Origin of the sequence: Hansschlegelia plantiphila (genome assembly GCF_027922265.1) — a bacterium.
Classification (GTDB): Bacteria; Pseudomonadota; Alphaproteobacteria; order Rhizobiales; family Methylopilaceae; genus Methylopila; species Methylopila plantiphila.
In genome coordinates this window covers 289,218-310,255 of the sequence record NZ_BSFI01000002.1, presented here as the reverse complement: position 1 = coordinate 310,255, position 21,038 = coordinate 289,218, and the positions used below count along the sequence as shown (strand labels likewise).

At 67.2% G+C, this 21,038-nt stretch carries 23 protein-coding genes and 1 riboswitch; of the genes, 11 read left to right on the top strand and 12 right to left on the bottom strand.

The features are described from left to right. Positions 1–5: 5 nt before the first annotated feature. Both PKE75_RS02910 and PKE75_RS02905 read right to left on the bottom strand, forming a co-directional pair. Positions 6–650 (bottom strand): DUF47 domain-containing protein, encoded by a 645-nt coding sequence (locus tag PKE75_RS02910; RefSeq protein ID WP_271167192.1) that lies wholly within the window; start codon positions 648–650, stop codon positions 6–8. Positions 651–768: 118 nt separating this feature from the next. Continuing rightward, the gene (locus tag PKE75_RS02905) at positions 769–1,839 is read right to left on the bottom strand and encodes a siderophore-interacting protein (protein ID WP_271167191.1); all 1,071 of its coding nucleotides are present in this window, start codon (positions 1,837–1,839) and stop codon (positions 769–771) included. Positions 1,840–2,231: 392 nt separating this feature from the next. Then, a riboswitch (TPP riboswitch) is annotated at positions 2,232–2,335 on the top strand. 77 nt (positions 2,336–2,412) lie between these two features. Here PKE75_RS02905 and thiO point away from each other — a divergent pair. The 5 genes from thiO to metC all read left to right on the top strand — a co-directional run bounded on the left by thiO (position 2,413) and on the right by metC (position 6,592). Then, positions 2,413–3,414, top strand: coding sequence for a glycine oxidase ThiO (thiO, locus tag PKE75_RS02900; protein WP_271167190.1), 1,002 nt, complete (start codon positions 2,413–2,415; stop codon positions 3,412–3,414). Further along, positions 3,383–3,580: a sulfur carrier protein ThiS gene (gene thiS, locus PKE75_RS02895; RefSeq protein WP_271167189.1), complete on the top strand. Its 198-nt coding sequence runs from the start codon at positions 3,383–3,385 to the stop codon at positions 3,578–3,580. Before thiO ends, thiS begins: the two co-directional genes overlap by 32 nt. 4 nt (positions 3,581–3,584) lie before the next feature. Then, positions 3,585–4,355, top strand: coding sequence for a thiazole synthase (locus tag PKE75_RS02890; protein WP_271167188.1), 771 nt, complete (start codon positions 3,585–3,587; stop codon positions 4,353–4,355). Next, positions 4,352–4,963: a thiamine phosphate synthase gene (locus tag PKE75_RS02885; protein ID WP_271167187.1), complete on the top strand. Its 612-nt coding sequence runs from the start codon at positions 4,352–4,354 to the stop codon at positions 4,961–4,963. The genes PKE75_RS02890 and PKE75_RS02885 overlap by 4 nt, the downstream gene beginning before the upstream one ends. A gap of 480 nt (positions 4,964–5,443) precedes the next feature. Next, positions 5,444–6,592 (top strand): cystathionine beta-lyase, encoded by a 1,149-nt coding sequence (gene metC, locus PKE75_RS02880; RefSeq protein ID WP_271167186.1) that lies wholly within the window; start codon positions 5,444–5,446, stop codon positions 6,590–6,592. A gap of 85 nt (positions 6,593–6,677) precedes the next feature. On the opposite strand, the gene pqqA is transcribed toward metC, so the two are convergent. After that, positions 6,678–6,758 (bottom strand): pyrroloquinoline quinone precursor peptide PqqA, encoded by an 81-nt coding sequence (gene pqqA / locus PKE75_RS17880; protein WP_128776471.1) that lies wholly within the window; start codon positions 6,756–6,758, stop codon positions 6,678–6,680. Positions 6,759–7,101: 343 nt separating this feature from the next. On the opposite strand from pqqA, the gene PKE75_RS02875 reads away from it, so the two are divergent. Further along, positions 7,102–8,631 (top strand): LicD family protein, encoded by a 1,530-nt coding sequence (locus PKE75_RS02875; RefSeq protein ID WP_271167185.1) that lies wholly within the window; start codon positions 7,102–7,104, stop codon positions 8,629–8,631. Positions 8,632–8,646: 15 nt separating this feature from the next. Here the strand turns inward: PKE75_RS02875 and PKE75_RS02870 are convergent, their stop codons facing one another. The 8 genes from PKE75_RS02870 to PKE75_RS02835 form a co-directional block, all read right to left on the bottom strand. Further along, positions 8,647–9,501 (bottom strand): urease accessory protein UreD, encoded by an 855-nt coding sequence (locus PKE75_RS02870; RefSeq protein WP_271167184.1) that lies wholly within the window; start codon positions 9,499–9,501, stop codon positions 8,647–8,649. Continuing rightward, positions 9,501–10,115: an urease accessory protein UreG gene (gene ureG / locus PKE75_RS02865; RefSeq protein ID WP_271167183.1), complete on the bottom strand. Its 615-nt coding sequence runs from the start codon at positions 10,113–10,115 to the stop codon at positions 9,501–9,503. The genes PKE75_RS02870 and ureG overlap by 1 nt, the downstream gene beginning before the upstream one ends. A gap of 32 nt (positions 10,116–10,147) precedes the next feature. Further along, positions 10,148–10,942, bottom strand: coding sequence for an urease accessory protein UreF (locus PKE75_RS02860; protein ID WP_271167182.1), 795 nt, complete (start codon positions 10,940–10,942; stop codon positions 10,148–10,150). Next, positions 10,866–11,405, bottom strand: a complete 540-nt coding sequence (locus tag PKE75_RS02855) for an urease accessory protein UreE (protein WP_271167181.1) — start codon at positions 11,403–11,405, stop codon at positions 10,866–10,868. Before PKE75_RS02855 ends, PKE75_RS02860 begins: the two co-directional genes overlap by 77 nt. After that, entirely contained in the window at positions 11,402–13,114 is a 1,713-nt protein-coding gene (ureC, locus tag PKE75_RS02850; RefSeq protein ID WP_271167180.1) for an urease subunit alpha, read from the bottom strand. The genes PKE75_RS02855 and ureC overlap by 4 nt, the downstream gene beginning before the upstream one ends. A 34-nt stretch (positions 13,115–13,148) precedes the next feature. Next, the gene (locus tag PKE75_RS02845) at positions 13,149–13,655 is read right to left on the bottom strand and encodes an urease subunit beta (protein ID WP_271167179.1); all 507 of its coding nucleotides are present in this window, start codon (positions 13,653–13,655) and stop codon (positions 13,149–13,151) included. A 31-nt stretch (positions 13,656–13,686) separates the two neighbouring features. Continuing rightward, positions 13,687–13,998, bottom strand: a complete 312-nt coding sequence (locus PKE75_RS02840) for an urease subunit gamma (protein ID WP_271167178.1) — start codon at positions 13,996–13,998, stop codon at positions 13,687–13,689. A gap of 217 nt (positions 13,999–14,215) precedes the next feature. Next, on the bottom strand, positions 14,216–14,803 hold the full coding sequence (locus tag PKE75_RS02835; protein ID WP_271167177.1) for a HupE/UreJ family protein: 588 nt from the start codon (positions 14,801–14,803) through the stop codon (positions 14,216–14,218). 238 nt (positions 14,804–15,041) lie between these two features. On the opposite strand from PKE75_RS02835, the gene PKE75_RS02830 reads away from it, so the two are divergent. The 5 genes from PKE75_RS02830 to PKE75_RS02810 all read left to right on the top strand — a co-directional run bounded on the left by PKE75_RS02830 (position 15,042) and on the right by PKE75_RS02810 (position 19,897). Continuing rightward, positions 15,042–16,322, top strand: coding sequence for an ABC transporter substrate-binding protein (locus PKE75_RS02830; protein ID WP_271167176.1), 1,281 nt, complete (start codon positions 15,042–15,044; stop codon positions 16,320–16,322). A 95-nt stretch (positions 16,323–16,417) separates the two neighbouring features. Continuing rightward, a complete protein-coding gene (locus tag PKE75_RS02825) occupies positions 16,418–17,308 on the top strand; it encodes an ABC transporter permease subunit (RefSeq protein WP_271167175.1) in 891 nt (296 codons plus the stop codon). Positions 17,309–17,313: 5 nt separating this feature from the next. Then, complete coding sequence (locus PKE75_RS02820; RefSeq protein WP_271167174.1) at positions 17,314–18,453, top strand: branched-chain amino acid ABC transporter permease; 1,140 nt, start codon at positions 17,314–17,316, stop codon at positions 18,451–18,453. Further along, entirely contained in the window at positions 18,450–19,187 is a 738-nt protein-coding gene (locus PKE75_RS02815; RefSeq protein WP_271167173.1) for an ABC transporter ATP-binding protein, read from the top strand. Before PKE75_RS02820 ends, PKE75_RS02815 begins: the two co-directional genes overlap by 4 nt. Then, on the top strand, positions 19,187–19,897 hold the full coding sequence (locus PKE75_RS02810) for an ABC transporter ATP-binding protein (protein WP_271167172.1): 711 nt from the start codon (positions 19,187–19,189) through the stop codon (positions 19,895–19,897). The genes PKE75_RS02815 and PKE75_RS02810 overlap by 1 nt, the downstream gene beginning before the upstream one ends. A gap of 16 nt (positions 19,898–19,913) precedes the next feature. Here the strand turns inward: PKE75_RS02810 and PKE75_RS02805 are convergent, their stop codons facing one another. Then, a complete protein-coding gene (locus PKE75_RS02805) occupies positions 19,914–20,669 on the bottom strand; it encodes a LuxR family transcriptional regulator (protein WP_271167171.1) in 756 nt (251 codons plus the stop codon). Positions 20,670–21,038 lie beyond the last annotated feature (369 nt).

Below are 21,038 nucleotides of genomic sequence, written 5' to 3'. Positions count from 1 at the left end.
CGCGCTCAGACGTTCTCGATCACGATGCCGCTGATCTCGTTCGCGACGTCCTCGAACCGGTCCACGACGTCCTCAAGGTGGCCATAGATCTCGGCGCCGATGAAATATTCCATCGCGTTGGTGCGGCCACACTCCTGGAACAGCTTTTTCAGGCCCGCGTCGTGCAGGTCGTCGGATCGGCCCTCGACGCGCGTGATCTTCTCCGTAAGCTCGCCGATGCGTGTCTGGTGCTTGCTGATCGAACTGAGCAGAGGAATAGCCTCTGCGGTTAGTTTGGCGGCTTCCAGGACAGTGACGCCCATCTCGCGCATCAGCGGGTCGAAGGTTCTGACCTCATAGAGCGTGATCGCCTTGGCGGTCTTGTTCATCTGGTCGATCGCGTCGTCCATCGACTGGATCAGGTCCTTGATATCGCCGCGGTCGAAGGGCGTGATGAAGCTGCGCCGGACGGTCAGCAGCACCTCTCGGGTGATGTCGTCGGCCTCGTTCTCGCGCCGGACGATCTCCTCACAGAAGCTCGGAACGCGATCTCCGCCTTCGAGCAGACCCTGCATCGCCTCCGCGCCCGCGACGAGCGTGCGAGAATGCCGCTCGAACAGATCGAAGAAACCTTCCTCCTTCGGCATCAATCGCCGAAACAGTCCCAGCATCGCCGCCCGCCTCCGGTCGTCCTGTCTGCACGCGCCATCGTCGCGCCGTGCGCCCCGCCCGGCACGTGAAGAGCAAAAGTCAGGCGCTGTCCAGTGCTAAGCCCCAGGCCCGCGGCGGTCACGCCGCACGCGACGGCTCGCGCTCCCAGTAGCCGACCACCTGATGCCGGTCGCGCGCGAGCCCGCGTTCTGAACGCAAATACTGCCGGATCTCCTTGGCCGATCCGAACTCGCAGGCCACCCACGCATAGACGTCCTCAGCCGCGGGCATCGGCGCGGCCCGGATCGCATCGAGCAACAGCGAGGTCTCCCCCGCATGGGCAGGCGCCCGATGCAGCCATCGGAGGTCCATTCCAGACGGCGCGGCGAGCGGCAGTTCATCGGTGGCGTCCTGCACCTCGATCAGCGCAAGTCCGCGCGCGTCGGGCGGCATCCTCTCCAGCATGCGCGCGATCGCTGGCAGAGCGGTCTCGTCGCCAGCCAGCAGGGTCCATGACGCCTGCGGCGCCATTCGGCCGACGGGACCCGCCATGCCGCAGAGCGCGCCAGAAACGGCCTCGGCGGCGAAAGCCGCGCCCGGACCGGCGTCCTCATGCATCAGAAAATCGATTTCGATCTCGCCGACGTCGAGATCGACACGCCGCACGGTGTAATAGCGCACCGCCGGCCGGCGCTCCTCCGCGGGCCAGACGATTCGGCCGTCATCTCCCGGTCGCGGCCATTCGGGAACGGCCAGTCCAGCCGGGGGAAAATACAGCCGGACATGGATCTCCTCGTCGGAGGCGAAGCGGGCGACGTCGTCGCCCGCGAAAGTCAGCCGCTTCATTCGCGGCGTAAGGTCGACGGCGGATTTCAGACGCACCTCGCGGAAATTCGCCAGCGTCGGTCCGTTCGTCAGGTTCCCGCGCCAGACGATCGCCGGCTCCGGCTCGTCCGCGAACTCAAGAACATGCGAGGAAATGAACAAGCGCAGCGACTCCAGCGCGCCGAGGTCCGCGGCCTCGACGCGGATCTTGAGCACGGTTTCCGTCGGCTCAAGCACGCCGGATCCGATGCCGAGGTCGGCGAAGGTGCAGGCGTCACGGGTTTCGCACACCACGTCGTGTTCGAGCATGTGGCCGATAAGCGCCGAGGCGAGCGCGGACGGGTCGTCGAGCGCTATGTCGGCTTCCGATACGAGTCGCGTCATCAAGCGTCTCCCGACGCGCCGGGCTTTACACGGTTCCGGCCGAGGGGAGGACGTCTAAACTCGACGTTCATGGACCGCAATCAACCATCGAAAGATTAGATTCGTTCGAACATCAACTGTCGGCGAGCGTTGATAGGTCTCATCCTAGCCAGGAACGTCGGCTGCTTCGCCGAGGTTTAGGGCGGAACGCCTCGTCGTGGCGATAGCCGGGCGTCGCCCGAGCGAAGTCCGACGGTCGTCCATCAAGATCCACTGCAATCTCTGAGAGGTCCACGAAATGATTGTCGCGATGACCGGCCGGAACGGTCTGCGCGAAGGTCTCGAAAGCTGCGACTTGAGCGCCGCGGATCACGCTCTCGCATTGACAGCCACGGTCGCGAACCCCACTGTTTCGGCAGTCCGAGGGGTGCCTGAAAGGGCTGAGACGGCTTAACAAGCCGAACCCTTTGAACCTGATCCGGGTCATGCCGGCGAAGGAACGGGGCTTTCCGCGGGCGTCCCCGACGCCGCAGCCGTTCGTTCAGCCATCATCTCCGGACCGTCTCGCGGCGTTGGCCGAGGGAGGATTTGGGCATGCGCGTCACCATCGTCGGCGCCGGCGTCGCCGGCCTCGTCGCAGCAGTCGAACTCGCCGAACGGGGCGTCGCGGTCGAGATTCTCGAACGCGGCTTGGCGATCGGCGAACGCGCATGCTCGTGGGCGGCCGGCGGCATGCTGGCGCCATGGTGCGAGCGCGAGAGCGCAGAGCAGGACGTCGCGGTCCGCGGGGAGGCCGCGCTGGTTTGGTGGCCGAAGCATATCGGCGGGGTCGAGCAAAACGGCACGCTTGTCGTCGCTCCGCGCCGCGATGCCGCCGAGCTCGCCCGTTTCGCCCAGCGCACCGAACGCTTCGAGCGCATCGATGGAGCGGAGATCGGGGCGCTCGAACCCGACCTCGAAGGCCGCTTCGACGCCGGCCTGTTCTTTCGCGAGGAAGGCCATCTCGACCCGCGGAGAGCGCTCCAGGCCCTCGCCGCCCGGCTCGGCGAACTCGGCGTTCCCATCCGTTTCGGCGTGACGGCCAACCCCGAGGAGATCGACTCCGACGCGGTTCTCGACTGTCGGGGGTTCGTCGCCCGCCGCGACCTCGATGACCTGCGCGGCGTCCGCGGCGAGATGCTGCTGCTGCGGACGAGCGAAGTCTCGCTCTCCCGCCCGGTCCGTCTGCTGCATCCGCGCATCCCGCTCTATGTCGTGCCGAGGGCCGACGGCCTGTTCATGGTCGGCGCCACGATGATCGAAAGCGCCGCGCGCGGCGGCGTGACGGCCCGCTCCGCGGTCGATCTGCTGAACGGCGCCTATGCCCTGCATCCCGCCTTTGGCGAAGCCGAGATCGTCGAGACCCGCGCCGATGTCCGCCCGGCTTTCCCAGACAACCTGCCGCGCGTCGTCCGGGACGGCCGCGTGCTCCGCCTGAACGGGCTATACCGTCACGGATTCCTGCTCTCGCCGGCGTTGGCCGGCGAGGCGGCGGCGGCCGTGTTCGACATGCTGGAGACCCCTGATGAAGCTGATCGTCAACGGCTCACCGCTTGAGGTGGAGGCGAGCGATCTCGCAGGAGCTCTCGCAGTCCTCGATTACGCAGACGCGGTCGTCGCGACCGCGGTGAACGGCGCCTTCGTGCCCGCCGGGGCGCGGCCGCTTCAAACGCTGCATGACGGCGACCGGATCGAAATCGTCGCGCCCCGGCAGGGAGGCTGACCCCATGGATTTCTATGGCGTTCCCATTCGCTCGCGGCTGCTGATCGGCACCGCGCAGTACCCGTCGCCCGCCATTCTCGCCGACGCCGTCCGCGCCGCCGGCTCCGACATCGTCACGGCCTCGCTCCGGCGCGAATCCGGCCGGCTGCGCGAGGGCCAGGACTTCTGGACACTGATCCGCGACCTCGGCGCCCGCGTGCTTCCGAACACCGCCGGCTGTCATTCCGCGAAAGAGGCGGTGACGACCGCACAGATGGCGCGCGAAGTGTTCGGCACGCCCTGGATCAAGCTCGAAGTCATCGGCGACGCCGACACGTTGCAGCCCGACGTGTTCGGCCTCGTCGAGGCTGCGCGTATCCTGACCTCCGACGGCTTCGAGGTGTTTCCCTACACGACCACCGATCTCGTGGTCGCCGAACGGCTGCTCGGCGCCGGCTGCAAGGTGTTGATGCCCTGGGGCGCCCCGATCGGCACGGGACTTGGTCTGAACGACGTCTATGCGCTCCGCTCCCTCCGGGCGCATTTCCCCGACGTGCCGCTCGTCGTCGACGCCGGGATCGGCAAGCCGAGCCACGCGGCGGCCGCGATGGAGCTCGGTTACGACGCCGTGCTGCTCAACACGGCCATCGCGAAGGCCGGCGATCCCGTGGCGATGGCCGGCGCCTTCGCCCACGCGATCGAGGCGGGCCGTGCAGGATATCTCGCGGGGCCAATCGAACCGCGCGACATGGCCGCGCCTTCGACTCCCGTCTTCGGCCGCGCGAGCCTCGCATGAGCGCGCGTCTTGATCCGTTCTACCCGGTCGTCGACAGCGCGGATTGGGTGCGCCGGCTCGTCGGCGCCGGCGCGAGGCTGATCCAGCTCCGCATCAAGGACCGTCCAGAGGCCGACATCCGCGAGCAGGTGCGGGCGTCGCTCGCGATCTGCGCGGCGGCTTCGGCGCGGCTCGTCGTCAACGACTACTGGGAAATCGCAATCGACGAGGGCGCGTCCCATGTCCATCTCGGCCAGGAGGATCTGGACGCCGCGGACGTCAAGGCGATCCGCGCGGCGGGCCTGCGCATCGACGTCAGCACGCACACCTATGACGAGCTGGACCGGGCGCTGACGATCAACCCCGACGCGATCGCCCTGGGGCCGATCTGGCCGACGATCCTGAAGCAGATGCCGTTTGCGCCGCAGGGACTGGAGCGCATCGGCGAATGGAAGCGGTCGATCGGCGATCGGCCCCTGATCGCGATCGGCGGCCTCACCCCCGAGCGCGCCCGCGCCTGCCTCGACGCAGGCGCCGACATCGTCGCAGTCGTGAACGACGTGCTGGGAGCCGCCGATCCGGAAGCACGGGCCGCCGAATGGATCGCGGCGACGCGCAGCGCGGCGTGACTCCCGCAGGTCGTCGGTAAAGCCCGACAGATCGACGTCAGGAAGCCCCGTCGTCGTTCTCTGTGTTCAGATCGCCCGGCGCGATCGCGCCGGGCGCCGGCTTCCCGGCGTCATGATCGTTTTCCCGATCGCCCTTCGACCGGGCGTCGCCGGCGCCAGGAGCGTCTCCAGCGCCTCCGGTCGCGCCGGCCTTGTCGGGGCCCGCGTCGGGCCGTTTCTCTAACCTGACCGGATGGGCGGCGTCCGCTTCGGACTTCCCGGCGCCGGGCAGAGCATTGTCGGTTTTAGGCGAACCCGGCCCCATGGCGTCCTCGTATGAAACAGCGTCTTCTCCGGAAAGCGCCGGAGAGGCTCCGGGGTTCCGCGGCCGTCGCCAAAATGCTTGACGGCCCAACGCGCAGGCCCGCATGAACCCGAAAGCCGGCAGGCCCAGCGAGGTTTTCAAGCATGGCGACCCCGACAGTTCGAAAATTCGGCTCGATGACTGACCTCGTCCTCGGGGGACGCGATCCCGGAGCTCAGTTCGGATTCGTGAATCCACCGATCGTCCGCGGCTCGACGGTGCTGTGGCAGACCGTCGAGGATTATCGCGCCGTCACGGGTCGCTACACTTACGGCCGCCGGGGAACCCCCACATCCGACGCGCTTTGCGACGCGCTCAAGCGGATCGAGGGCGGGGCCGAGGTGGCGCTTGCGCCATCGGGCCTCGCCGCGGTGACGCTCGCCCTGCTCGCCACGCTCGGCACCGGCGACCACCTGCTGATGGTCGACAGCGTCTACGAGCCGACCCGCAGGTTCTGCGAGGGCATGCTGCGCCGCCTGGGCGTCGAGACCACCTATTACGATCCCTCCATCGGCGGCCAAATCGCCGACCTGATGAGGCCGAACACCAAGGCGGTCTATGTCGAGAGTCCCGGCTCGCTGACTTTCGAAGTTCAGGATGTGCCGGCGATCGCGGGTGCGGCGCATGCGCGGGCGGCCGCCGTGATCATGGACAACACCTGGGCGACGCCGCTCTATTTCAACGCCCACGATCACGGCGTCGACATCGCCGTCTCCGCAGGCACGAAATATCTCGGCGGCCACGCCGACGTCATGATCGGCTGGGCCTCGGCGAACGGCGCCTATGCCGGCGCGCTCAAGGAGACGCACGGGGCGCTCGGGCTCTGCGTCGGGCCGGATGACATCTTCCTCGCGCTGCGGGGACTAAGGACGCTCGCAGTCCGGCTCGCGCATCATCAGGCGGCCGGATTGCGCGTGGCGCGTTGGCTGGAATCACGACCGGAGGTCGCCCGCGTCATGCACCCCGCTCTGGAGAGCGATCCCGGCTATGCGCTCTGGCGGCGGGACTTCTCCGGCGCATCGGGCCTTTTCGCGATCGAACTGAAGCCGGGCGCGACTGGCGCGGTCGCCGCCATGCTGAACGGGTTGGAGCTGTTCGGGCTGGGCTACTCCTGGGGCGGCTTTGAGAGCCTCGCGATCCCCTTCGACGCCAGAAACATCCGCACCGCGACCCGCTGGGCGCCCGAGGGGCCTACGATCCGCCTGCATATCGGCCTTGAGGACGTCGGCGATCTGCTGGCCGACCTCGAAGCCGGGCTCGCGCGATACGCCGCGGCCGCGGGCTGATCCGGCAGGCGTTCAGACAAAGAGAAACCCCGCCCGGCTTTCGCCGGACGGGGTTCCGAATTCGTTCAGGACTGAGCGTTAGAGCTCAGAGCTCAGCCGGGCTGTACGAGGTGACCTCGAGGCCGACGGGGGTCTCTTCGACGATCGGAGCGGTCCAGATGGCCATGATAGCCTCCATAGATCAGCGCGGTAAGCGCACCGCGTTTGCGTCGGATCGCTGTATGCGTCCTGTAGGAGATAATATGGATCCCCACGCCGAGGATGACGAGTTAATTCTCTGTCATGTTTCCGGCGTTTCTGACGTCTTCTGTATAAGAGATTGATAAGTCCCCTCGCCGCGCCGGGCGGGCCTCCGCACTCCGTGTGGTTGCCGACGCCGGTGCGCTGCCGGTATCCTGAGGCGTCGACTTAAGTCGCAGCCCTTCCTCGTTGCGACAGCGCCCTCAAGCCAAATGCGTTAGACCCCGCCCGTGAGATGGCCAACCTGGAGCCCTCGACAGGATGACTCGATGAAGCTGAAGCGCGGCCCTGACCTCGTCGCCTTGTTCAAAGCGATGCCCGGCCTTCTGGACTACTATCCTAACGGAGTGACGGCGCCGCTGCCCGAGCAGCTCACGCATATCAGGATATATCTGGCGAATAAGGGGGTTCTGGCCTTTTCGGCGATCGAGGCCGAGGGCGTAGGGTCGCTCGACGCCCTGGCGAGCGCCATCAACTCATCCGAAGTCGGCCGCCGCTCGCCGTCGGCGGCGGCCGCGGCTCGCCTCGGCATCAGAACGAAGCGCGTCGCAGCTCCCTTCTGGCAGATCGGTTTCGCCGACGCGCAGAGCCTAAAGTCCCTGAAGGTCCGGCTTCAGCGCGGGGTGAAGGGCTCAAACCCCGCCGCTCTAAAGATCGAACTTCAGACGCAAACCGGCGAAAGAACAGAGTTTTCGCCCGGATCGCCGGCCGCGCTCAAAGGTCAGCTTGAGACGTTTCGCTCGCAATGGAGACGGTTCTCAAAAGGCTACCCCAGGCTGGCGGCGCTTGGCGACGGCTTCGCCGACGCCGTTGCGAGGGCGCTCGACGGCCGGCGCGGCGCGCTCAAGGCCGCGTCTCGCGCCGCGTTCATAACGCAGCTCTTTAGCTACATGCAGGACAAACAGGGCGACGAACTCCGCCGCTATCTCGCGGCGTGCAGGCGGATATTGCCTTGGTTGATAGACTGCCGATCGAAGCGGGCCCCCGGCGAGGTCGAGATTCACGACCTGCAGGCCATTGCGATGATCTTCACGTCGATGATCCTGACCAAGGGACGTGTGCCCCGCCGGAAGGTGCTCAACGTCTATCTCGCGCTGCTCATTGGATCGCAGGAGCACCTTTTCGTCGAGCGTCTCGTCGGAGAGCTTTACCGCCGCGCGGGCGGCGATGCTTCGGCGGAACCGATCATGTTCCGCAAACACGGATTGCGCGGCAGCAGCCTCATCCGCGAGGCGCCGATCTACCTCAACGCCATGCAGGAGATCGAGGAGCTGTTCCGCAAGCTCGGATACGACGCCTGCCTGCATTACGGCACGCTGCTGGGCGCTGTCCGCGAACATGCTTTCATTCCCCATGACGACGACGTCGACATGGCCATCGTGCTGCGATCGGTGACGGCCGCCGATATCGCGACCGAGGCGGGTTCGATCGTCAAGGGTCTGGCCAAGGCCGGGATTCGCGCAAAGAACGCGCTGCATGGCGGCCTGCCGCTCATCCAGGTCAAGTGCCCGGAGGCGAAGAAGGTCATCGACGTCTTTTGCATGGCCCCGACGTCGGACGATGGCGTGCGCATGCATATGGAACGGCTGAAGCCTCGCAGCCTTCCCGCCCGCATGGTGATCCCGTTCGGAAGCCTCACGTTTTACGGCCGCACGTTCAAGTGTCCGGCGGACAGTCCCGGCGTGCTCGCAGAGCGTTACGGCGCCGACTGGATGACCCCACGGCGGTGGGTCAGCAGATCGAAGTCGATCGACGCCGCTCCCCCTGCGAGCGCTGTTCGGGCCAGAGTCGACGCCTGAGGCCGCGGACGCCCCTCAGCACTTCCTGATCGGGCGGGCGGCTTTGGCTGCGAGCGTCGGGCGGGCGGCGGCCCAGCAGCGGAAGATGGCCTCGTGGCAGGCCCAGGCTTCGGTGGCGAGGATTCGGCAGACGATGGCGTTTCCGCTGCGGCTCGCGCCGCTGGCCACGACGGCGGGGCCCGAAAGCTGAAGCTCGATCTCCTCTTCGAGCCCCTTCGGCAGGTCTGGCGCATGGATCACGACGGTGGCGGCGTGGGTGGCGCCGTCCCAGAGCCGGGCGAGCGCGGCGACCTCCTCTCCTTCGCAGACCAGCCGGTCGGTGAGCAGCGGCCTGCCCTTCGCCACCACCTCGAACTCGGAGAACAGCTCGTCGAACGCGAAGGCCTCGCCGGCGCCGTAATGGATCCGACCGGCGGCGATCATGTCGGTCGCGAACAGCCGCGAGCTGTCGTGCAGCTCGATGCGGGTGCGCCGCTCGACGCGCGAGCGCGCGAAGGGGATCGACTCGTCAGGATAGTATTCGAGCAGCGCGTCGGGGCCGACCCGGATGTCCACGAGTTCGCGCGAGGTCGCTCCGTCCGGGCACTTGTAGAACTTGCTCGCCGCCGTGGTGGTGATCAGCGTCCGCGTGCCCGCGTCGAGCGTGGCGTGCAGCTCCGCCACGTCGCCCTCGACGAAGCCGCCGCCGCTGTTGATGAGCAGCAGGAACGGCTGATCGTCATTGTCCTGATAATGGCCGCCCTGCCACTGATAGGGGATCCGCCAGGAATGCGGGTCGATCTCGGTGCGGCCGTTCCGGCGCATCGCCCTCAGGTTCATCAAGCCGTGTTTGCCGATGATCCAGTCCGGCTGGGGGAGGACGATCGCCATCAGGCGGCGTCCTCGAACAGCACGTCGGTCTCGATCCAGGCGACGACCTCGTCGAGGCCCTTGCCGCTCTTCATGTCGGTGAAAAGATAAGGCTTGCCGGGCCGCATGCGCTTGGCGTCGCGGTCCATCACGCCGAGGTCGGCGTCGACATATTGCGCGATGTCGATCTTGTTGATGATCAGCAGCGGAGACCGAGTGACGCCGGGGCCGCCCTTGCGCGGGATCTTCTCGCCCTCGCCGACGTCGATGACGTAGATGTGGCTGTCGGCGAGCTCGGGGCTGAAGGTGGCCGCCAGATTGTCGCCGCCGCTCTCGATGAAGATGATGTCGAGGTCCGGAAACCTGCGGACGAGTCCCTCGACCGCGACCATGTTCATCGAGACGTCCTCGCGGATCGCCGTGTGCGGGCACCCGCCGGTCTCGACGCCGACCACTCGCGCAGGGTCGATCGCCCCGCTCTTCGTCACGAACTCCGCGTCCTCGCGGGTGAAGATGTCGTTGGTGATCACGCCGATCGAACGGCGCGGCCCCATCGCGCGGCACAGCTGGACGAGGAGCGCCGTCTTCCCCGAGCCGACGGGGCCGCCGATGCCGATCCGGACGGGCTTTCGCATGGGTGAACTCCGCTGCGTCGAGGCGGTGGGCCTCAGGAAATGCAAAGGCGAGTGGGCAGACGCTCGTGGCGCATCGCGGCCGCGTCGAGCGCCGCGCATGCCGAACACATCCGTTCCGCCGGACGGCTGCGCGCGATCGCGGAGCATTCGTCGATCAGCGGCCCGGCTGCTTTTACGATGCGCTGGGCGTCCACCTGGCCGAGCGGGACGAGGCGCTGGGTCACCGCGACGAGGTTGGCGATCGAGCTCCAGAGATAGCTCGTGACCGTCTCGGCCTCGCCGAGCGCGAGGCCGGCGCCGGCGATCCCGTAGAGCACGGCGTGGTGGCCCTCGCAGGCGCCGTCCGCGACGATCGCCTCGAAGCGCCGCGTGCCCTCGAGCTCGAAGATGTCCCGGCAGGCGGCGAGCAGCGCCTTGCCCGTCATGACGGAGGCCGAGCGGGTCTCGCGGCTGAGCTTCAGCGCGCCGACCTGAGCGTCGAGCGCCACGAGCGCGTCGACGTCGCCGTCGAGCGCGGCCCGGTATGAGAGCGCGACCGCGACCGCGTCGCCGGTCGCGATGGCGTAGCGCAGCCAGTCGCGGCTGCGCCGCTCGGCTTCGGCGGCGTCGGCCACGACCTGCGCGTCGATCCAGGTCTCGAAGCCGAAGGAGTGGGTGAACGCGCCCGTCGGGAACGAGGCGTTGGTGAGCTGCAGCAGGGCGAGCAGCTGGTCTCCGCCGTTGCCCTGCGGACGGAACGCGGCCCGCGCCTTATCCGTGGCGGTGGGCCGCTTGGCCATGAGCCGCATCGTGGTCATGGTCGTGGCCTGCTCCGTGATCATGGTCATGGTGATGATGGGCGCCCGCGGCGCCGAAGCGCCGGCCGACGAAGGGGCGCGTCACGCGCTCGACCTCGATGTCGAGGCCGTGGAGCATCTGCGTCACCAGCGGATCGCGCGGGGTGAGCACCCCGTCCTCAAGAAAGCGCGCAGGGCGATGCAGGTTGCCGAGCTGATAGCAGGCCGCCGACCATTCGACGGCGTTTCCGCGCGGGCGAAGCCAGAGCAGATCCTCGGCCGCGGCGCGGACCACCACCGCCGCCTCGCCGTCGCGCAGCAGGACGTCGCCGTCCTGCAGCTCGACGCCCCGCGGCAGCGAGACCCGGACGAGCCGGCCACCCGGCGTGCGGGCCGAGAAGTGCGCGCTCGCGCGCTCCTCGGAGGTGAGCTCAAGCGGGTCGATCTCGACGCCCGCCGCATCTTCGGGGAGCCTCGCCGCGAGTTCCGTGACGATCTCCGGGGACGGGCTCACCGGAAGTAGAACAGCTGCGTCAGCGGCAGCGTCTTCGCCGGCTTCACCGTGATCCGCTCGCCGTCGACATAGACGTTGTAGGTCTCCGGATCGATCTCGATGTTCGGCATGGCGTTGTTGTGGATCATGTCGCGCTTCGAGATCGTGCGGGTGCGCTTCACCGGCTTCAGCGTCTGGTGGCTGCGCAGCCGGCCCTCGAGGCCTGCGTCGAGCGCCGCCTGGGTGACGAAGGAATAGCTGAGGCGGCCCGGGTTCGCGCCCATCGAGCCGTATTGCGGCCGGTACTTCAGCGGTTGGCAGGTCATCAGCGAGCCGGCCGGATCGCCCATCGCGCCGTGGGTGATGAAGCCCCCCTTCACGGTCACCTCGGGCTTGGCGATGAAGAACTTCGGCCGCCAGAACACGAGGTCGGCGAGCTTGCCGGGGGTGATCGAGCCCACATAGGAATCGACGCCGAAGGTGATCGCCGGATTGATCGTGACCTTCGCGAGGTAGCGCTTGATCCGGAAGTTGTCGTTGCCGGAGCCGTCCTCGGACAGCCGTCCGAACCGCGCCTTGTTGACGGCGGCGAGCTGGAAGGAGCGCTGCGCGCTTTCCGCCGCGCGGCCGACGCCCTGGCTGTCGGAGCCGATCATCGAGATCGCCCCCATGTCGTGCAGCACGTCCTCGGCCCGCATGGTCTCGGCGCGCGCGCGGCCCTGGATGAAGGCCATGTCGGTCGGTACGTTCTTGTTCAGGTTGTGACATGTGATCAGCATGTCGATTTCTTCGTCGTAGGTGTTGATCGAGAACGGATTGGTCGGGTTGGTGGAGCTCGGCAGGCAGTTCGGCTCCATCACGCAGCGCATGATGTCCGGCGCGTTGCCGCCGCCCGCGCCTTCCGCGTGATAGATGTGCATGACGCGGCCGTTGATCGCCGCCAGCGTGTCCTCGTAGTAGCCGGTCTCGTTCAGCGTGTCGGCGTGCACCTGCACCTGGAAGTCAAGCTCGTCGGCGAGATCCATGCAGGTCTCGATCGAGGCCGGCGACGACGACCAGTCCTCGTGGATCTTCAGACCCGTCGCGCCGCCGATCACGACCTGTTCGATCAGCGCGCCCTTGGTGGCGGCGTTGCCCTTGCCGAAGTTGCCGAAGTTCAGTGGGAAGTCCGCCATCGCCTCGAGCATGCGGTGGAGGTTGAACACGCCGGGGCATTCGATGCCGACAGTCTTCGGCCCGGAGCCGCCGCCGATCACGGTGGTGAAGCCGGCGTTCTGGTATTCGTAGAGCTGCTGGACGCTGTCGAAATGCGGATGGATGTCGACGAAGCCCGGCGTCACGATCATGCCCTCGACCGACAGGATGTCGGTGTTGGGGGAGACGATCAGGCCCGGGGTGATGTTCATCGTGTCCGGGTTGCCCGACTTGCCGACGCCCACGATGAAGCCGTCCTTGATGCCGATGTCGCCCTTCACGACGCCGAGCACGGGATCGATGATCACCGCGTTGGTGACCACGAGGTCGAGCGCGCCGTCGCTCGCCTTCCACTTCGAGGCCTGGCCCATGCCGTCGCGGATGGTCTTGCCGCCGCCGAACACCAGCTCGTCGCCATAGGTCGTGTAGTCGTGCTCGATCTCCGCCACGAGCCCGGTGTCGGCCAGGTGGATCTTGTCGCCGGTCGTCGGGCCGTACTGAACCGCGTAGTCGGGCCGGGTGATCTTCATGCTCATGGTGTCTGTCCGGGCTCGGTTTGCGGGCGGCTAATCACGACTTCTTCTTCGTCGACGCGAAGCGGTCGTCCGGCTTCGGGCGGACCTTGTAGCGCTCGCCTTCGAAGCAGTAGCCGTGGGCGCGGAGCTTCTGCATCGTCAGATCCTTGATGATCTCGGAGCGGACGGTGCCGTTGGTCATGTTGTTCATGCCGTAGGCCACCTCGCGGCCCGCATAGGTCGTGAGCTGGACCTTGCGGCTCTGGCCCGGCTCGAAGCGCACCGCCGTGCCGCTCGCGATGTCGAGCCGCATGCCGAAGGCCGCCTCGCGGTCGAACGCCATCGCCTTGTTGCATTCGGCGAGGTGATAGTGCGCGCCGATCTGGACCGGCCGGTCGCCGGTGTTCACGAGAACGAGCTCGATCGAGCGCCGGCCCTCGTTGATCTCGATGTCGTCGTCAGCGAAGTCGATCGCTCCGCACTTCTCCGGCTCGCCCACCTCGAAGGCCTCGGACGGGACGACGGATTTCGGAAGCGGCGGGCGCGTCCACTTGGCGGTCATGGGAGTCTCCGGAAGGCGTGCAAGCGACCGGTCAGTCGCGAATGGGGTTCATCACCGTCACGAGCTTGGTGCCGTCCGGGAACAGCGCCTCCACCTGCAGGATCGTCAGCATCTCCGGCACGCCGGTCATCACGTGCTCGCGCTTCAGGATGGTCGCGCCGTACTCCATCATGTCGGTGAGCATCGGGATGACGCCCTCGCGGGCCCGCTCCAGGATCTCGTCGCTGATCACGGCGATCGCCTCCGGGTAGTTGAGGGCGACGCCCTTCTCCAGGCGCCTGCGCGCCATCTCGGCGGCGGCCCAGAGCTGGATGCGTTCTTCTTCGCGGAGAGTGAGATGCATTGGTCCGCCAATCCTGCGCTTGGGCGGCGAAGCCCGCCGGCGTTGGGCAATCGAAGGGTGAATAGAGCCCGTTGGAGACGGGTTTGGGCGCCTACCCGTCCGGGTAGGATGCGGCCGCGAGGGTCCCCGGGCGAACGCATGACCCGTCATCCGGAAGCGGGCGAGCCCCCGGCCGTGGGTCGTCGCGTTCGCCCGAAGTCTGGTTGGCGAGCGACCGTCAGAGCGCCCCGCCAAGAATGGCCGCGCCCGCCGCCGCGAACGCCGCGCCGGCGACGCGGAAGACCCTCGGCCTGAGGCCGGAGCGAAGTCGGCGCGCGCCGAGCCCGATCGCAATTCCGGTGAGGTGCAGCAGGCCGGTGGCGGCTATGAAGCCCGCGCCGTAAGCGAGGCCCGCCGCCGTGTCCGGCATTTCGGCGCCGTGCGCATGGCCGTGGAAGATCGCGAAGAAGCCGACCAGCGCCGCCGCGGCGGGCGCCGGGAGGCCGACGCCGAAGGCGAGGACGAGCCCGAGCACGACGACCGACAGCCCGATCCCGAGCTCCACGAACGGCACGTCCACATGCGCGACGCCCAGCGCGCCGCCGACCACCATCATGCCCATGAAGGCCAGCGGCGTCGCCCAGAGCGCTCGTCCGCCTTGCCGGGCCGCCAGCAGCCCGACGGCGACCATTGCGAGGACGTGGTCGGCGCCGCCGATGGGGTGTTCGAAGCCATGGGCGAACCCGTCGACATGGCCGAGGCCGACATGCGCGAACGCCGCGGTCGGCAGCATCGCGAGAGCGACGCCGAGCAGAGCTTTCTTCATCTCAAGGCCTCCGAACAAGATCGACAGGCGGCGGAGCGAAGCGCGGACAGCCTACGCCGCTTCGCTGGACGCCCCGAAAACGCTCTTCCGAGCGCCGCCCGCGTCGGGCGTGTCCAATTGATGGCTCGACGAAGCCGGCGCTCGCATCCCCCCTTTTTGGGTAGCGTGTCCGGCCGAGACTGCGTCGTTAGGCTCGGGGTGCAAGGTCCAGCTCCCCGCTCCCCGGAAGGCAGTCCCGATGAAGATTTCAACCAGACGCGGCCTTTCCCTGTCGGTGCTGACTCTTGGCCTGCTCGCAAGCGCGGCGGGGGCGACGCCGGCGATGGCCAAGGACAAGATCGTGGTCTGCACGATCGACGACCTCTCGGGCGACTTTTCGATCATGTCGACGCCGAAGACCTACGGCTACAGGCTCGCCGTGAAGGAGATCAACGACGCCGGCGGCGTCGAGGTCGACGGCAAGAAGAAGCTCATCGATCTCGTCCAGTTCGACGGTCAGTCCGACGTCAAGCGCTACCAGGAGCTCGCCCAGCGCTGCGTGTTCGACAAGGAGGCCGATGTCGTGATGGCCGGCTACACCGGCGCCGAGCGCGAGGCGGCCCGCCGCGAGGTGGTGCGCAACAAGACGATCTACTGGCACAACAACCAGGGCGAAGGCGGCATCGCCGACCATTACTCGTTCTTTTCCGGGCCGACGCCGGAGCAGCAGGTCCTTCCCGCCATCAAGCAGATGATCGAGAAGTTCGGCCCGCGCATGACCTTCATCGGCGCCGACTACAATTTCTGCCGCGCGATCGGCCAGTGGGTGCGCGTCGCGGCCGGCCTCGCCGGCGGCAAGATCGAGATGGAGGAATACTTCCCCTTCGGCGTCTCGCAATGGCAGGCGACGATCGACAAGATCAAGGGCGTCAATCCCGACTTCCAAGTGCATTGCCTCGTCGGGGCCGAGCAGGTGCAGTTCTATCCGCAAGCGCAGGCGGCCGGGCTGAAGACTCCGGTCTGGTCGAACGTCACCATCACCGACGGTTACGAGCACAAGCGCTTCGCGCCGCCCTCCCTCGCCAACATCTTCGTGCCGCCGGGCTATATCGAGGATGTGCCGGGCGAGGCGAGCAAGACATTCGCGAGCAAGATCCGCGCGATGTTCCCCGAGACGGTCTACGTCAACGAGCATGCGGCCTTCGGCTATGTCGCGGTCAAGGCGATGGCGGAGGCCTGGAAGAAGGCCGGCACGACCGACACCGAGAAGACCATCGCGGCGCTCGAGAGCGACATCTCGATCCCCGACGCGCCCGGCGGCCCCTGGTCCATGCGCGGCTCGCAGCATCATGCGGCGATGCACACCTACCTCTTCAAGGTGAACGACGACCATACGCTCTCGCTGGTCTCCGATCTCGGCATGACGGAGCCGACCTTCCTGACGGACATCGGCGTCGACATGCGCAAGAAGGCGCCGAACCGCCAGTTCCTCCCGGCCGACAACCCGGCCTGGAAGCAATACCTCTCGCAGTCGAACTGACGATCCGAACCTGATGGTCCTGCGCCGCGCTCCGGCGCAGGACTTGCCTCTCCGGAGGCGAAGCATGCGCCGTCGCAGGCGCGCAGGAGTCCCAGATGGAACTGTCCGGCCAGATCTTCAGCTGGGTCTACCAGTACTTCGACAACATGGCGTTCCTGTTGCTTGCGGCGTCCGGACTGATCCTGATCTACGGGATGATGGGCGTGATCAACATGGCCCATGGCGAGATCATGATGATCGGCGCCTATATCGCCGCCAGCGCCTTCCACGCCGGCGCTCCCGCTCCGGTCGCGATCGTCGCAGCGGGGGTGGGCGCGGGCCTCGCGGGGGTGGTTCTGGAGCGGCTCGTCATCCGCCATTTCTACAACCAGCTGCTCTCATCGCTGGTCGTGACCTGGGGCCTCAGCCTCATCATCAGCCAGGCCGCCCTCCTCATCCTCGGACCGTCGATCATGAACATGCCGACGCCGTTCGGCAGTTTCAGCGTCGGCGGCTTCTCGTTCGGCGTGTACCGCATGGTGCTGTTCGCGGTCGCCGTCGCCCTGATCGTCGCGGTCTGGGCGCTGTTTCGCTTCACGGCTTTCGGGATCGCCGCCCGCGCCGCGATGGAGAATCCCCGCATGGCGGCGGCGCTCGGGGTCGACACCAAGCGGATCTACACGCTGACCTTCGCCATCGGGTGCGCGCTCGGCGGGATCGCGGGCGGCATGTTCGCCCAGACCGCGACGATCTCGCCGTTCTTCGGGCAGAACTACACGCCGATGGCGTTCATCACCGTGGTCATGGGCGGCAGCGCCAATGCGATCCTGGGGCTGATCTACGCCGCGCTCTACCTCGCCGGCGTCCAGACCGTCGCTTCGAACGTCTTCAACCCCTATGTCGGCTATGTCTCGATCATGGCGTCGGCGCTCATCGCTCTGCTCGTGATGCCGGCCGGCATCTCCGACTTCATCCAGCGCCGCCGGGCGCGGGCGATGGAGCGCTGAGGGCGATGCCGCAGTCCCCCAGAGCCGCCCTGCCCGTCCGGATACTGGCGTCCTTCAACGGCCCGCAGACGCTCGGCAATTCGCGTTTCTTCTGGTGCTGTTGGCTCGTCGCCATCCTCGCGCTCGCGCTGCTTCCTTGCTTCGCCTCGCGCTATCACGTGCTGACCGCAAGCAACTTCCTGATCTCGTCGATCCTCGCGCTCAGCCTCTGCCTGATCTGGGGCTATTGCGGCATTCTGAGCCTCGGCCAGGCGGCGTTTTTCGGCGTGGGCGGCTACGCCTACGGCATCGTCGGCATCAATCTGATCGAGCCGATGGGCAACACCGATCTCGCGCTGCTGGCGGGCGTTCTGGCGCCGGCCGCCTTCGCCGCCTGCATTGGCGGCCTGATGTTCTACAGTCGCCTCAAGGGCGTCTATGTCGCGATCCTTATGCTGGTGGTTTCGCTGCTGCTCGGGCTGTTCATGCGGCAGACGGCGGATCCGAGCTACACGATCGGCGGGGCCTATCTCGGCGGCATGAACGGGCTCGGCCCTGCGACAGCGTCCGATCCCGCGCTGCCGAGCCTCACGCTCGGGCTCGCGGGCTATGCGGTCGAGTTCGACGGCCGGGGGCGGGACTTCTACTGGTTCGTGCTGGGCGTTGGAATCGCGGTCTATCTCGGCCTGCGCTGGCTGGTGAATTCGAGCTTCGGCTATTTGCTCGTCGCCTGCCGGGAAGACCTGCAGCGCACCGAGACGTTCGGCTATGACGTGCGGCTCGTGCAGCTCGGAGTGTTCTGCCTGTCGGCTGCGCTCGCGGGGCTCTCGGGCGCGCTCTATACCGCCTGGGGCGCCTACATCCACCCGGACGGTTTCAGCGTCGCTCCCAACATCCTTGTGGTGATCTGGGTGGCGGTCGGGGGCCGCAAGGACCTGACGTCGGTCGTCGTCAGCACGCTCGCCCTGAACGCCATCTCGATCGAGCTTGCCGCATGGGGCGAAATCTCGCTGCTTGCGCTCGGCGTCATCCTGGTGACCGCGATGCTGGCCGCGCCGGAGGGCGTCGCCGCGACGCTCGGGGCATGGATCGGCGGGATCGTCGGCCGGAAACGCGCGGGATCCGCGACGTCATCGGTCCCGGCGAGACTCGGGGCCGCGCTGTGACCGCGACCGTAGCGGCGGAGGACGGCGCCATCCTCTCGGTGCGCGACGTCTACAAGGTCTATGGCGGCGTTCGCGCGCTGAACGGTCTCTCGCTCGAGGTGGCGCGGGGCGAGGTGCATTGCGTGGTCGGCCCGAACGGCGCCGGCAAGAGCACGTTCTTCAAGACGCTGATCGGCGTGGAGACGCCGACCTCGGGGAAGGTGTTCTACAGGGGCCGGGACGTGACGCGGATGCCCGCGTTCCGCCGCGCGCGGCTCGGCCTCTCGGTGAAGTTCCAGAACATCAGCGCGTTCGGCGAACTGACGGCGCTGCAGAACCTGTTCGTTCCGCTGCGCCGCAACCATCGCAAGGCCGATATTCCGGACCGCGCCGCGGCTGTGCTCGCACGCGTCGGACTCGCGGGCCTTGAGCACCAGGAGGTGCGGCGGCTCTCACACGGTCAGCAGCAATGGCTCTCGATCGGGCTTTCGATCGCCGCCGAACCCGACCTGCTGCTGCTCGACGAGCCGGCGGCCGGCCTCTCGGCGGAGGAGACGACCAAGACCGCGAGTCTCATTCGCGAACTGAACAGGCAGGGCATGACGATCATCGTCATCGAGCACGACATGGGCTTCATCCGCAGCCTGAAGGCCCGCACCAGCGTGCTGCATTACGGGCGGTTGTTCGCCCAGGGCGAATTCGACGAGATCGCCGCGAACGAGGACGTCCGCCGCATCTATCTCGGGACCGCGTGATGGCCGCAGCGGCGCAGCTTTCGCTCAGTTCTGTGAAGTCCGGCTACGGCCGGGTGAAAGTAATCGACGACGTCTCGCTGACCGTCGCCACCGGCGAGATCGTCGCCGTCATCGGCCGGAACGGGGTGGGCAAGACCACCCTTATGAAAACCGTGATCGGCGCAGTCCCCGCGCTCTCGGGCGCCATCACGTTCCGTGGCGTCGACGTCACGCGCCTCGACGCCACGCGGCGCGCCCGGCTCGGCGTCGGATATGTGCCGCAGGGTCGCGAAGTGTTCGCCCGCATGACGGTCGCCGAGAACCTCGCCCTCGGCATGCGCGTCGGCGACGCGGGCCGAACGAACCTCGACCGCGTCTTCGGCTTTTTCCCGATCCTCGCAAAACGCCTGTCGCAGCAGGCCGGATCGATGAGTGGCGGGGAGCAACAGCAACTCGCGATCGGGCGCATCCTCGCCGGGCGGCCTGACGTCATCCTGCTCGACGAGCCGTCCGAGGGCGTGCAGCCGAACATCGTCCAGGAGATCGGCCGCATCATCCGCCGTCTGCAGGCGGAAGAGAAGCTGACTGTGCTGATCGTGGAGCAGAACCTCGCTCTGATCCGCGCGGTCGCAGACCGCTGCCTGATCATGGATAAGGGCCGCGTCGTCGCGGAGATCGCCCCTCAGGAACTCGACGACCCGGAGACTGCGGCGCGCCACCTCTCGATCTGAGCCGCCCGCCGCGCTGTCAGATCAGGCCCATCTGGACCGCCGCCGCCACCGCCTGCGCGCGGTTGCAGGCGTCGAGCTTGCGGATGGCGTTCTTCAAATGGAGCCGAACCGTCTCGACCGACCGCCCGATGATGATGGCGGTGTCGGCCGACGTCTTTCCCGCGGAAGCCCACTGCAGGCATTCGAGTTCGCGCGGCGTCAGCCTGACCGGCTGGATGGTGTCGATCTGGTCCTCGAAGCCGCGGTCGAGGACGCTGCGCGTGAAGGCGTGGGTCAGCCAGAACAGCCGATCGCGAGAGGTCGCGCGGATGTTGATCCAGTTCGCGCAGCTGCGGTCGACGATCGCGCTCACCACGGCGAAGCGGCCGAACGGCAGATGCACCGGCACGGTGATGCCGCGGGACAGGCCGAAATCGTTGAGATAGGCGCACGCCGCCTTTTGCTGCGTCGAGAGCTGCGGCCTACGCTGGACCTCAGTCCACTCGATCGGCATCGTCCCTTCGAAACAGGCGCGATAATAGGGGTCGACGCTCATGAACTGCCGCCAGTCGTCCTCCCAATCGTCGGGGAAGTTCCGGACGTTCAGCTTGAGGGGCGACCACTCGCCGTTCGGGCGGCGGGCCGGACTGGCCAGATAGGCGTAAAGCACCTGGGTGAATCCCAGATCGGCCGTGACCTCCATAAGACAGTCGAGCGCCGAGGCGAAGTTTTCCGTCCGGCCGATCTTCTCGGTCAGGCCGTCGCAGATCGACTCTGTGGCCAGCGCGCTCATCAAGGAATCCGATCGTCGCCTCTTGCGTTCGCTTGACGTCTTCGCGCGGGCGTTCGCAACGCGCCGCTCGCCGGCGTCAAGGGCGCCGCCGACTCCTATGCAGGAGTCATGCCAGGCTTTGCGAATAGGATTACTACGGAGAGCCGCATGAGGGTCTTCCGAAGAGACGCGCTCTACATATCCGCGGCGCACAGCGCGGCTGAGGACTTGACGCTGATTGGCTGCGTCTTCGAGACGACGGCGTAAGGTCGCGTGCTTTAAGGCGCCTACCAACTAAGCAAATGACCAGCTGGCCGTCGCCACGCTGCCAGCCGCATTCATCTCCAAGCCAGCCTTGGGCGGAGAACGCGACAAAAAGTTACGCCGCGC

Coding starts and splice junctions, on each gene's coding strand:
- PKE75_RS02910 (WP_271167192.1), bottom strand. CDS start 650: ATGCTGGGACTGTTTCGGCGATTGATGCCGAAGGAGGAAGGTTTCTTC.
- PKE75_RS02905 (WP_271167191.1), bottom strand. CDS start 1,839: ATGACGCGACTCGTATCGGAAGCCGACATAGCGCTCGACGACCCGTCC.
- thiO (WP_271167190.1), top strand. CDS start 2,413: ATGCGCGTCACCATCGTCGGCGCCGGCGTCGCCGGCCTCGTCGCAGCA.
- thiS (WP_271167189.1), top strand. CDS start 3,383: ATGAAGCTGATCGTCAACGGCTCACCGCTTGAGGTGGAGGCGAGCGAT.
- PKE75_RS02890 (WP_271167188.1), top strand. CDS start 3,585: ATGGATTTCTATGGCGTTCCCATTCGCTCGCGGCTGCTGATCGGCACC.
- PKE75_RS02885 (WP_271167187.1), top strand. CDS start 4,352: ATGAGCGCGCGTCTTGATCCGTTCTACCCGGTCGTCGACAGCGCGGAT.
- metC (WP_271167186.1), top strand. CDS start 5,444: ATGACTGACCTCGTCCTCGGGGGACGCGATCCCGGAGCTCAGTTCGGA.
- pqqA (WP_128776471.1), bottom strand. CDS start 6,758: ATGGCCATCTGGACCGCTCCGATCGTCGAAGAGACCCCCGTCGGCCTC.
- PKE75_RS02875 (WP_271167185.1), top strand. CDS start 7,102: ATGAAGCTGAAGCGCGGCCCTGACCTCGTCGCCTTGTTCAAAGCGATG.
- PKE75_RS02870 (WP_271167184.1), bottom strand. CDS start 9,501: ATGGCGATCGTCCTCCCCCAGCCGGACTGGATCATCGGCAAACACGGC.
- ureG (WP_271167183.1), bottom strand. CDS start 10,115: ATGCGAAAGCCCGTCCGGATCGGCATCGGCGGCCCCGTCGGCTCGGGG.
- PKE75_RS02860 (WP_271167182.1), bottom strand. CDS start 10,942: ATGACCATGATCACGGAGCAGGCCACGACCATGACCACGATGCGGCTC.
- ureC (WP_271167180.1), bottom strand. CDS start 13,114: ATGAGCATGAAGATCACCCGGCCCGACTACGCGGTTCAGTACGGCCCG.
- PKE75_RS02845 (WP_271167179.1), bottom strand. CDS start 13,655: ATGACCGCCAAGTGGACGCGCCCGCCGCTTCCGAAATCCGTCGTCCCG.
- PKE75_RS02840 (WP_271167178.1), bottom strand. CDS start 13,998: ATGCATCTCACTCTCCGCGAAGAAGAACGCATCCAGCTCTGGGCCGCC.
- PKE75_RS02835 (WP_271167177.1), bottom strand. CDS start 14,803: ATGAAGAAAGCTCTGCTCGGCGTCGCTCTCGCGATGCTGCCGACCGCG.
- PKE75_RS02830 (WP_271167176.1), top strand. CDS start 15,042: ATGAAGATTTCAACCAGACGCGGCCTTTCCCTGTCGGTGCTGACTCTT.
- PKE75_RS02825 (WP_271167175.1), top strand. CDS start 16,418: ATGGAACTGTCCGGCCAGATCTTCAGCTGGGTCTACCAGTACTTCGAC.
- PKE75_RS02820 (WP_271167174.1), top strand. CDS start 17,314: ATGCCGCAGTCCCCCAGAGCCGCCCTGCCCGTCCGGATACTGGCGTCC.
- PKE75_RS02810 (WP_271167172.1), top strand. CDS start 19,187: ATGGCCGCAGCGGCGCAGCTTTCGCTCAGTTCTGTGAAGTCCGGCTAC.
- PKE75_RS02805 (WP_271167171.1), bottom strand. CDS start 20,669: ATGAGCGCGCTGGCCACAGAGTCGATCTGCGACGGCCTGACCGAGAAG.